9 protein-coding genes and 1 pseudogene are annotated in these 11804 nt (G+C 35.8%); all 10 read left to right on the top strand.

The window, feature by feature from the left end:
• Nucleotides 1-541 precede the first annotated feature (541 nt).
• Nucleotides 542-1423: an ABC transporter ATP-binding protein gene (locus tag BVH04_RS22075; RefSeq protein ID WP_086543632.1), complete on the top strand. Its 882-nt coding sequence runs from the start codon at nt 542-544 to the stop codon at nt 1421-1423.
• Between the two features lie 3 nt (nt 1424-1426).
• Nucleotides 1427-4957, top strand: a complete 3531-nt coding sequence (locus BVH04_RS22070) for a M1 family aminopeptidase (protein ID WP_086543631.1) — start codon at nt 1427-1429, stop codon at nt 4955-4957.
• 53 nt (nt 4958-5010) lie between these two features.
• Complete coding sequence (locus tag BVH04_RS22065) at nt 5011-6027, top strand: sensor histidine kinase (RefSeq protein ID WP_086543630.1); 1017 nt, start codon at nt 5011-5013, stop codon at nt 6025-6027.
• The gene (locus tag BVH04_RS22060) at nt 6024-6707 is read left to right on the top strand and encodes a LytR/AlgR family response regulator transcription factor (RefSeq protein ID WP_086543629.1); all 684 of its coding nucleotides are present in this window, start codon (nt 6024-6026) and stop codon (nt 6705-6707) included. Before BVH04_RS22065 ends, BVH04_RS22060 begins: the two co-directional genes overlap by 4 nt.
• 863 nt (nt 6708-7570) lie before the next feature.
• Nucleotides 7571-8152 (top strand): hypothetical protein, encoded by a 582-nt coding sequence (locus tag BVH04_RS22050; protein ID WP_086543627.1) that lies wholly within the window; start codon nt 7571-7573, stop codon nt 8150-8152.
• Between the two features lie 87 nt (nt 8153-8239).
• Nucleotides 8240-8509: a nucleoside hydrolase-like domain-containing protein gene (locus BVH04_RS26735; protein ID WP_086543626.1), complete on the top strand. Its 270-nt coding sequence runs from the start codon at nt 8240-8242 to the stop codon at nt 8507-8509.
• A 140-nt stretch (nt 8510-8649) separates the two neighbouring features.
• Nucleotides 8650-9159: a nucleoside hydrolase-like domain-containing protein gene (locus BVH04_RS22040; RefSeq protein ID WP_086543625.1), complete on the top strand. Its 510-nt coding sequence runs from the start codon at nt 8650-8652 to the stop codon at nt 9157-9159.
• A gap of 55 nt (nt 9160-9214) precedes the next feature.
• A complete protein-coding gene (locus BVH04_RS22035; RefSeq protein WP_140160640.1) occupies nt 9215-9595 on the top strand; it encodes a hypothetical protein in 381 nt (126 codons plus the stop codon).
• Between the two features lie 61 nt (nt 9596-9656).
• A pseudogene (locus BVH04_RS25240) lies at nt 9657-10325 on the top strand (IS1595 family transposase); the annotation flags it as partial.
• A gap of 18 nt (nt 10326-10343) precedes the next feature.
• Complete coding sequence (locus tag BVH04_RS22025; protein WP_086543622.1) at nt 10344-11705, top strand: apiosidase-like domain-containing protein; 1362 nt, start codon at nt 10344-10346, stop codon at nt 11703-11705.
• Nucleotides 11706-11804: the final 99 nt, after the last annotated feature.

Below are 11804 nucleotides of genomic sequence, written 5' to 3'. Positions count from 1 at the left end.
TGGGTTTTGCAATAGTGTGGCTGACGTGCAAAGGCTCAAGTTCAGTTTTTCAATTTGGCTTTTGTGCAAGGGTTGGGCTGAAGGAATTCTATTGCCACACCATCGCAAAGCCCTAATCCGTTAGGTGCAAGCGTAGCGGACGACACAACAACCATCGACAGACAGACATTTAAACGAAAAAAGTAAACCATTTTGACAGGTGAACAAAGACATAGAAACGATATTACAAACGGTCTAAGAGTAAGCCGACACTCTTTGCCGACCCTTCTGTATTTTTTATTTTTTGCCGACCCACATTTTTTAAATACAATTTTAGCCAGCCGCACAAACGGCACATTTGGTTTTGCCCCGACACACAAGCCGACCCTTCGCAAAACCAAAAGAGCCGTTTCTTGCCAACGCTCCTTATCCATTTGTGAAAATATATTCGTACCAATTATTAGATATTCTACGTCAAATAATTACAATCCCATCACTTTCATTTTGTAACAGACAATGAAATTTGAATTTTTGCAGTATTCAAAATTTGAAAGAGCATTCTATGGCAATAATAATTTCCAACCTCAATAAGACTTACAGTAATGGTGTTAAGGCATTAGACAATATTAGCCTGACTTTCCACAACGGGATGATTGGATTACTGGGACCTAATGGTGCTGGAAAATCATCCTTAATGAGAACAATTGCCACCCTTCAGACACCTGATAGCGGAAGTATTTTGTTCAATGAAATTGATATTCTAAAAACTCCGATGGAATTGAGAAAAGTGTTGGGTTATCTGCCGCAGGAGTTTGGAGTATATCCAAAGGTTTCAGCAGAAGAGCTTCTTGACTATTTCGCAATTTTAAAAGGCATTACTTCAAAGAGTGAAAGAAGTAAAATCATACAATACGTTTTGGAAATCACTAACCTATATGAAGCCAGAAGGAAAAACGTAGAAAGTTTTTCAGGCGGAATGAAACAACGATTTGGCATAGCACAACTCTTATTGAACAAGCCTATGCTAATTATTGTAGACGAACCAACAGCAGGCTTAGACCCTGCTGAAAGAAACAGGTTTCTAAATGTTTTGAGAGAAGTTGGAACAGACAATACTGTAATTTTCTCTACACATATTGTAGAAGATATTAAAGACTTGTGTCAGAATATTTGTATAATGAATAAGGGCAAAGTTTTGAATTACACAACTCCTGCAAAAGCTATTCAAGAAATTCATGGTAAAATATGGGCCAAGAAGATAGCAAGAGAAATATTAGAAACTGAGGAATCGGAACATCAAATACTTTCATCAAAATACAATGCAGATAATAGCCTAACAATAAAAGTTCATTCAGAAAATCGTCCTGATGATGAATGGAATAGTATTGAACCACAATTGGAAGATGTGTATTTCATTTCATTAAAAAATAATGAAAATAAATAAGTAATGTTTAAGTCAATCTTAGCCTACGAATTAAAATACTGGGCAAAAAATCCAGCAGTATATTTCTACGGTATCATTTTATTCTTATTTGCCTTGCTATCGGTAGCAGGCAATGCAGGGTTGTTCAGCGAAACACAAAGCGGTGAAAAAAGTATTGCTAACTCGTCACTTGCTTTGTACAGTTTAATGTTGTTAGCAACCAAGCTAATGCTTTTTATTATTCCTGCTATTATAGGTAATTCCTTGTACAGAGATTTTAAAACCAATTCACATAGCATACTTTATAGCTATCCTATTACAAAACAAAGTTATTTATCTGCAAAATTTATTAGCTCATTAATCCCGCTTCTTCTGATTGTAATACTGTTTTTTTTAGGCTGCATTGTAGGAACTCAAATACCAGGTGTTAATAAATCACTTTTGTTACCTTTTAACTTCTCTACATACTTGCAATTGTTGATCATATATTTTTTACCCAATCTTTTATTGTTTGACATCATAGTTTTTTTAATAGTTTCTGCAACACGAAACTTATACACCGGATTTATTACAATAGTTGTGGTTTTAATCATTCGGCAAATAGCAATAAGATTAACAGCAAGTGCCGAAATCAGTTTTATAGCTATGATGATTGAACCATTTGGGGAAACGGCTACCTACTATTATACTAAAGATTGGAGTTTAACAGACCAAAACAATAATTTACTACCATTTTCAAAATTTCTTATCCTTAATAGGTGTTTTTGGATTACAATAACTGCTGCTATAACTTATCTTACTTTCAAATTATTTTCCTTTAGTGTAAATCCATTCAATCTAAGACTTTATAAGAAAGCAAAAGAAAAAAATGTTTTTCATGAGGTAGGGCAAGTATTAAAAGTAGAATTGCCTTTCGTCAGGTTTAGTTTTACATTATTGTCTAACCTATACAAATCATGGAAGTTATCAGCCATTGAGTTTAAATCTGTCACCAAAACAGGTGCTTTTGCAAGTATTGTTCTAACAGGTGCCGTTTTCGTATATGTTTTATTGTCTCAGATGAATTCCCCCTATGGCGTAAGAGTATTGCCTGTAACATGGGTTATGTTAGCATTTCCTGTTTTGTTTTTTTCTCTGCTTATTAACTTTATTACTTTTCTATACGCTGGCTTTTTAATAAACCGTAGTAAAGCCACAAAAATGTTTGCATTGGTTGATTCAACAGCAATCCCAAATTGGGTATTGGCATTTTCAAAACTCATTGCACTTATCAAAATTCAAATACTACTGTTATCTATTATCATGATTACTGGAGTAATTGTTCAACTATCTCAAGAATACTATCGCTTCGAAATCTTACACTATATTTTTGATTTATATGGTATTCATTTAGTTGGTTTTATAATCTGGGCATTTGTCGCATTATTTATTCACTCATTGTTTACCAATTCTTGGTTAGGGCTATTTGTGCTGATACTAATTTATTTTGGTTTGTCAGAACTACCATTGTTAGGTATCGAAAGATATATTTATCGCTTCAATCAAAATCCAGATGCTGGATTTTATTTAAGCTATTCAGATTTAAGTGGGCACAGCCATTCCATTTACGCATACTTTATTTATAAATTCTACTGGTTATTACTTGCACTAATACTTTTTGCAGGATGCTTATTACTCTGGCAGAGGGGATTAGTATTTTCATTTAAAGAAAGAATTGTTCTTGCATATAAAAGACTAAACCGAAAAACAGCAATACCCACAGTAGCAATATTGATTGTATTTATTTGTACGGCATATTCGATTAATACAAAAGAGAAAGGTTTGCCAAAACTTCATACAGAAACCGAAATAAATAATATTGCTGCCTATGCAGACAAGAAACATCATTCAATTGAAAAAATGATTCAGCCAAGAATTGTATGCGTTAATGTTTCAATGGATATTTATCCAGAGAGTTTAACTTTCATATCAAAAGGTACTTACACATTAATCAATAAATCAAATCAAAACATTGATACGTTAATTATTCAATCTGCTTTTGATGTTGTTACACAAATTTCTATCAATCAAAAAGCGACACTTATAACTAATGATACGATAGCAAATATTAGCGTTTACAAATTGGAAACTGAATTGCAACCAAAGGATAGCCTGATTATAGTTTTTGATGTAAAAAGTATTACTAACTCAATTTTTCACAAAAATTCATTGGTTGAGAAAAATGGCACTTACATTACTTCACTTATATATCCAACAATTGGGTATCGACTGAATAATATAGAAGGAATACCAACTGATTCATCAGCCCTTAAAAATCATAACCGTTCTGCTGATGCTGATTATATCAACTTTGAAGCCACTGTTAGCACAACACAAAATCAAACAGCCATTGCCCCCGGGTATTTACAAAAGAAGTGGCAGGCAAACGGAAGGAATTATTTTAATTATAAATCTACTACTCCTGTTACAATTGACTTTGCTTTTGTTTCAGGGATATATGAATTAAAGAAAGATGTTTACAAAAATCTTCCAATAGAAATATATTATCACAAAAATCATGATTACAATATTCAACTCATGATAAACGGAATAAAAGCAACACTTGAATATTGTGAAAAAAACTTTAGTACTTACCAACACAAGCAAGTTAGAATTATTGAGTTTGCAAGAACCCGAGGAGATTTTGCCCAGTCATTTGCTAATACAATTCCTTACTCGGAGTTAGGGTTTATTCTGGACATTGATGATGAAAATGAAACTACTTTAAATCTTCCATTCATTGGAGCAAGTCACGAATTTGCACATCAATGGTGGGGAATGCAGGCAATACCAGCCGATGTGGCAGGTGCTAAAATGATAACAGAAAGCATGGCGGAATATGTGTCCTTAAAGGTTTTTGAAAAGCACTATGGAAAAATCAAAGCATTGCAATTATTGAATAAATCACTAAACACCTATTTGAATAAACAAATAGATGCCGAAGAAACAGAATTGCCCTTAATTCTAAACTCAGGAAATAGCCAATCACATGTTGCTTATCAAAAAGGGATGTTGGTGTTTAATGCTCTGAGCCATTATATAGGTGAGGAAGCCCTGAATAGAGCGTTGAGAAATTATATGCAAAAAGTAAGACTTCAAAAAGCCCCATACACCACTTCATTAGAGATGGTTGATTTTATCAAAAAGGAAACACCTGATTCGATGCAGTATTTAATACATGATATGTTTGAAACAGTTACTTACTATGACAACAAAATAGTAAAATTGAATGTAACAACAGTATCAAATTCTAAGTATGAAGTAAGCATAAGCTATTTAATCAATAAGTATGAAAAGAAAACCAATGCCGCTACACTATTACCACTGAATGATTTTATTGAAATTGGCATTTATAAAAAAGGTTCGTTTTTGCCGGTGGAAGTAAAAATGGTTTTGGTAACTAAATCAAATAATCTGTTGAAATTTCAACTTGATTACTTAGCAGAAAGAATTGTAATTGACCCTAATTGTTTGTTAATAGACATTAAAAGGTCAGATAACAAAGAATATTTCTAAAACAATTCGCTCAATAAATTACTAAATTTGCAATCAATCGTATTCAAAGTGCTTTGAAAAACTTAAAAAGAAAAATACAAATAGTTGTTCTTAAAAAAGCAGAGTTACTTTTACTCCTTCTTTTGGGGTTCATTTATTTTACTATGGCAATTTTTGGAAGAGGAAATTACTGGAACTCATTTGAGAATACAAATCTCGTTGCAATCATTCTTTGCTTCCCAATAGTTTTTGTAATCAACTCCTATCTGCTAATTCCATTTTTAGCAAAAAATAAAAAATGGTTTCCGTATTTCGTTTTAGTAATTCTTTTATTCTTATTTATTGAATGGTTCAGAATTTTAGCAAATTCAGATGTACAGTTTTTAGGTAATGAAAACATTTCAATTTCATTTGTTCTTGCATTTGCAATGTCCTGGCTTTTTATAACCACAAGAGACTGGTTTCTTAATTTAAGACTAATTGAAAAATTGAAGGCAGCAAATTTAATAACAGAAATCGCTTTTCTTAAAGCTCAAGTTGACCCACATTTCATGTTCAATACTTTAAATGCAATGTATGCCTTAGCCTTAGAAGAAGAAAGCCCAAAAACCGCAGACAGTATTATAAAATTGAGCACATTGATGCGATACAATCTTCATGATTCCAACGAAGCATTCATAAGTATTGAAAAGGAAATTGACTACATTGAAAAATATATTGCATTGCAAAAGCTAAGATTAAATGAAAATAACCGACTTGATGTAGATATAAAACTGGACGCAAGCGTTACTCAAAATATCAAAATTGCACCACTTCTATTAATCCCATTTATTGAAAATGCCTTTAAGTTTGGAGTAAGCCCTTCAAAGGAAACAGAAATAGTAATTAAAATCCATGTCATTAATAATTCAATTGAATTGGAAACATCTAACACATTTTATAATAATGCTGTTGACCGTGAATTAAAAGGTATTGGATTACAGAATGTAAAAAAGCGACTTAATTTATTGTATCCGAAACAGCATACACTAACATCAAATCAATCAGGAGAAAAGTATTTTACACACTTAATAATTAAGTTTCAAAAATGATAAAGTGCATTGCCATTGATGATGAGCCTAAGGCTATTGAAATAATTAAATATCATGTTTCAAAAATTGACTATTTACAATTAGAAAATGTATTTACAGACCCCTTTAAAGCAATTAAATATATAAATGAATCAAATATAGAACTTCTTTTTCTTGACATTAACATGCCAGACATTGATGGAATGAATTTTGTTAAACACCTAATTCAAAAACCTTTAATAATATTCACTACGGCACACAGTGAATATGCAATGGAAAGCTACGAAGTTGAAGCTATTGACTTCTTATTAAAACCGTTTGACTTTTCAAGATTTTTAGCCGCAACCAATAAGGTGAAAGAGCGGTTATTAAAATTTCCAGTAATCACTTCTGCATTCTATTTTGTTAGTTCAGGAAATAGAAAAATAAAACTAATTTATGATGATATTCTTTTTATAAAAGGTGACGGCAATTATGTTACATATCAAACAAAATCAGAAAGAGTAATGGTGAGGACTTCAATAACAGAATCCCAAAGCGAACTACCCTCAAACACATTTATACAAATTCATAGAAGCACAATTGTTTCCCTAAAATGGGTTGATAAGATTGAGGACAATCATGTTTATATTGCCGACAATAAATTTCCAATTAGTTCAACCTATCGGGAATCATTTTTAAGAGCAATTAGAACAAAATAAAGCCAACGCATTTTGCAAGCACAATTAAAAACCGCACAAGACAACACACGACCAAAGTTTTTAATAGAGCTTGCAAAGCCGCCCCTAAAGAAAAATTGTTTTTAAAAAATTTGCAACGCTTCAAAAAAATAAAAAACGCAACTCACAGCCGACACTCAATGACACGACAACTCAATAACGACAATGGTTTACAATCACGGTGGACAAGAACGCCAGCACCTAACAGGCGTTTGGCAAAAAAGCGGGTTCAGTGCTTTAATGAAGAGTTGTGCTTCGTATCAAGTTCCGTGTTGGCAGACAGTTTAGTGCTTCGTATTCCGCTTCTTCGCCAAGCGCCAAAACGTCAGACTGTCTAAAAACCCTCCAGCATTTTCTTAAAATTCACCTACTTATCCCATGGGATTTAAGTAGTATTTTTTGTATCTTTTTATATGAAATTTATCCAAGGAACCGACCGAACTCAGCTCGCTCTTTTTCCCACCTGCCTGGATGATTCCCTTGAATTTGACAATGAAACCCGCCTGATTGATCTTTTTGTCAATTCCATTGACCTAACCTCTTCGGGGTTTGACATGGATTTTATCGACAACGGTCGACCCGCTTACCATCCCGGCGATTTGCTCAGGTTATTCATTTATGGGTACTTTTGTTACCTATGGAGTGGGACATTTCTATAGCTTGCCAGAGATATAGGAGTATGCATCTAAACGATTAGAAACTTTTTACAATTACACCATTGAAAAAGGTGGGTTTACGGAATACAACAATCCTGTTTATTCTTGGTTGGTAATGGATGAGTTAGCTAGGTTAGGGCAATATGTGATTGAACCGGAAGCTAGAAATAAATTGATGTTTTATATACCATGGCTTGGAATATGATGGCTCGTCATTTTCACCTTCCAACTTTCCAATGGGCGGGTACCCACAGTAGAAATTACATTACGCTGTTGCCTCTTGAGAAGCTTGCTTTTTTAAGTACTGCTTCAAATGGAACAGTAGAATACGCGGTAAATCCCAGAGAAAAAGATTTGCATAGGTTGAAACATAACATACCCACTGACTTGATCCCCTACTTCAAATCCCCCATTTTTCCAAGGTTGGAAGTTGATACTTTTCTTCGGAATGATCATCCAATTAAAGGCAACACCTTTTTGCAGGAATCATTCACCTTAGGAAGTGTTAATCGTTCAGACTTTTGGAACCAAAGGAGACCAATGTTAGTCTATTGGGGTGAAAAAGAATTGGTAAGTTTTTTACAGCCAGGGGTTTTGAACAACGGATATGATTTTGCAGTGGCACAATTTTTTTGCGTTCAGCATGAAAATATGATTTTGTGTGGGATCAATTTTGCTACAGATGGAGAAAACACTCAAATAAATTTGGACAGATTGAAAGAAGGACAAATTTATTACGAGGGATTTGAGACTCAGGTTCCTGTTGGCTGATGATCAAGATATGGAAACTTTTCTTATGGACAAACTCCGGTTTCCAAAAGGTTAGCCAATAATGATGAAGTAGACAACAGGCCCAGGATAATTATCCTTTCAGATATTTGCGTTCTAAAAGAACCCGATGATACCCAGTCGTTCGTCAGGTTCTTGCTTTATTCTAACGAGTTTGATATTGAGGGTATCCTAGGGAGAGGTTCCAAATATGGGCCTTTAAGAGGGGATATTGCTTATTTTGAAATGTTAATTGATGCATATGGTCAGGTAAGAAATAATTTACAAATTCATTCCAGTGGATACCCTACCGTGGACCAATTTAAATCTGTTTTAAGACATGTTCAACGTGAGGTATAGTTGGTATGGAAGGAGTCGGTAACGGTAAAAACACAGCCGGATTTGATTTAATTATTGAAGCACTTCTTAAGGAAGACGCAAGCCCATTATGGATAACCATTTGTGAAGCAACCGGAACTCTAGCATAGTCTCTTTGGGATATTAAGTATAATAAGCGCTTGAGTATTTCGGAAATTGATCTGCTCATATCGAGAATCAGGGTTTACGACATTGCAGGGCAGGATAATGCCGGAGGGTGGATAGCCGAAACATTTCCAGATATCTTTTATATAAGATCATCGGTGCAATTTCTGGGTTTTACCCAGGGGCATATTCCCGCTTCCCAGGAGGGTAATCTTTCGGTGGCCGACGGTGATTGGTTCCAAGCGAGTATAATGGGCCATGGACCTCTTGGCCCCCTTTACCCAAGGCAAAGAGCCATGTATGAGGGAGATACACCATCATGCCTATACCTTTATGGGAATTGGCTTTCTGATCCCGAATGTGTATATCAAGGTAGATGGGGAGGCCGTTTTAAGAGGGATAAGGTACAGAATGCCAATGAATACAGTCACACCAAGGTTGATGATTCTGATTTCTATGATTTCTACATCTACAATGATGTGCTTGATAGCTGGTCATATCAGGGGGTTGAATACAACAGTGTTTAATGCCCCCTATTCAGTCAGATAGAGAGAGGAGTACCAGAATGACTTCCTGGCCAGTATGAGTTGGACAATGCAGCCATTCGCAGAGGCAAACCATAATCCAGTATCCACTATTGACGGTGATAGCACCAAAGAAATAATCATCAAAAACATAGAGGCTGGACGTTGTTTCACTGCAGATGCCTCAAGTACATTCGACCCCGACACGGATAGCCTATCATTCGAGTGGTTTTATTACCGCGAAGCGGGTACCTACAATGGGGAGATACAAATATTGGATGCCGATTCTCCAAAAGCGCATGAAACCATACCAGATGATGCAGTAGGTACCGAAATTCACGTAATCCTTAAGGTAAAGGATAGCGGCAGCCCAAATCTTTACTCCTATCGTAAAGTCGTAATCGATGTAATTGGTAAATCAAATACATACTTTAAATAACAAATAATAGAGGTCACAATTTAAATGCATATAATTAAAGTCTAATAGAAGCTTAAAATGGATATTTAAAGGACAGAACCTTCTGGAGTTCTCTGATAAGTTCAAAACCAACGAAGATTGCAAAAAATATCTCTCAGAGGTCAAATGGGAATCCGGATATATCTGTAAAAACTGCGGTCATTCCAAATTCCAGGAACGTAAAGATTGTTCACGGACCTGCAATATTTGCAGTAAAACGGAATCAGCCATAGCCAACACACTTTTTCACAAAGTCAAATTTGGTATCCGCAAGGCTTTCTTCATTTGTTTCGAAATGTCTACGACTACCAAAAGCCTGTCAGCCAGATATATGGCTGTCCGATACGGGGTGTCTGAGAATATTGCGAGTCTGTTTATGCATAAAATCCGGGAAGGAATGAAATCCAGCGAGGCCAATCCCATGGATGGCAACGTTCATGTCGACGAATTTGTGGTAGGGGGCAAGCCAGGAAGGAGTTATGACAGCAAGAAGAAAAAAGTGGGTTGTGCGCTTCAGCTTACAGGCGACGGGAAAGTAAGACGTTTTTACTCCCTAAAAATTAAAGACTTCTCATCAGAATCACTGTCTGTTATATTTGAAAAGCACATCAGTGCCCAAGCAAATATAACCACGGATGAATGGCGTGGATACGGCTTTATCTCCAAGAATTATCAAATAAAGCAGATACCATTCAACAAGGGGCTGAACTTCAACAAATAATTTAAGACAATGAGAATAAAATTGACCATCCTGGCTGTTTTCTCGCTTGTATTCCTTTCCGGTAAAGGGACCTATTCAAAAACAAGCACATATCCATCAGAGCCAGTTGAATATCCGATAAAAATCAGTAAAAACAATCGGTATTTTACTGATTCGAATAACCGGCCCTTCTTTTATCAGGCATGTACTGGCTGGGAATTGCTCTCGAAACTAACCAGAGAGGAAACCGAAATGTACCTTAAAAACCGAGCAGAAAAAGGATTTAATACTATTCAGGTTACCCTGTTACCCTGGGAAGTTGACCTTGTAAACAGATATGGAGAACCTGCATTTCTCGATAAAAAACCATTTGGCCAGCCCAATGAAAAGTACTTTGAGCATATTGACTGGGTACTGAAAAAAGCCAAAGAGCTGGGGATTCAACTAAGTATTAATGTATTCTGGTTGCGCAACAACTGGCAAAAATATACAACAGTTGAAAATGCAAGAACATTTGGAGAGTATGTTGCAAAAAGGTTTTTAAAGCATGATAATATTATGTGGTTTACCGGAGGTGATATCAATCCACGGGAGCATATCGAATCGCAAAAAGCATTGTCGGAAACGATTCATCTTTTCGACAACAAACATCTATTGAGCTATCATGGGGGCAGGTATTCCGATGGTTCGAGCACTTCAAGTTCCGCACTTTTTCACCGTGAACCTTGGCACGACTTTAATATGGGTTATTGTTACGATCCGTATCACTGTCCAAGGCTCGATCCTTATGCCCCGGTGGAATTCATCCATGCTTACAATTTAAAACCTGTAAAGCCGGTCATTTTAGGAGAAAGCTTTTATGAAGGTCTTGCCAACTATAGCTTTAAAGATAATAATGAGCAGTTATATGCAGTCCGCCGGAATCCGCTGTGGGCAATTACCTGCGGTGCTAAAGGCCATGCCGTGGGACATAGCAAAATTTATCCCTTTAAAGAAGGATGGCAAAAGGCCCTTGACGAGCCCAACAGCATTATGGTTAAAAACCTGACCCGACTTATGGGTGAAATTCAGTGGTGGACACTTATCCCCGACCAGTATCACGAAGTAGGGATTAACGGGTTCGGGAATTTTGGAGGAGAAGATTATATCTCTCTGGCATATGATCCAAAAGGAAAACTAGCCATGGCATATTTCCCTAACAAAGGGAAACTTACCGTTGACATGTCGAAGTTTTCGGGTAAAGCCAAAGCCCGGTGGATTGATCCGGTAAATGGGAATGTAACTCCGGTCGCAGTCAATTTACCCCAAAACGGGACTTTCCTATTTTCTCCCCCGGGAATGAAAGCCGATGGATATAACGACTACCTTTTGGTTATAGAAGTAATGAAATAATTAATTTATCTGAATAGGAAATACATTTATATAACAAACATTTTTTTGTTTTATGCTATTGGCCTTCATGCACAACAGGACCAAAACGGGAAGCCTTTT

Source organism: Algoriphagus antarcticus (genome assembly GCF_002150685.1).
Taxonomy (GTDB): domain Bacteria; phylum Bacteroidota; class Bacteroidia; order Cytophagales; family Cyclobacteriaceae; genus Algoriphagus; species Algoriphagus antarcticus.
This window is presented reverse-complemented; position numbering and strand designations above follow the sequence as displayed.

What these genes read in the sequence shown, in the direction of transcription:
- BVH04_RS22075 (WP_086543632.1), top strand. Translation starts at nt 542, where the DNA reads ATGGCAATAATAATTTCCAACCTCAATAAGACTTACAGTAATGGTGTT.
- BVH04_RS22070 (WP_086543631.1), top strand. Translation starts at nt 1,427, where the DNA reads ATGTTTAAGTCAATCTTAGCCTACGAATTAAAATACTGGGCAAAAAAT.
- BVH04_RS22060 (WP_086543629.1), top strand. Translation starts at nt 6,024, where the DNA reads ATGATAAAGTGCATTGCCATTGATGATGAGCCTAAGGCTATTGAAATA.
- BVH04_RS22035 (WP_140160640.1), top strand. Translation starts at nt 9,215, where the DNA reads ATGAGTTGGACAATGCAGCCATTCGCAGAGGCAAACCATAATCCAGTA.
- BVH04_RS22025 (WP_086543622.1), top strand. Translation starts at nt 10,344, where the DNA reads ATGAGAATAAAATTGACCATCCTGGCTGTTTTCTCGCTTGTATTCCTT.
- BVH04_RS22050 (WP_086543627.1), top strand. Translation starts at nt 7,571, where the DNA reads ATGGCTTGGAATATGATGGCTCGTCATTTTCACCTTCCAACTTTCCAA.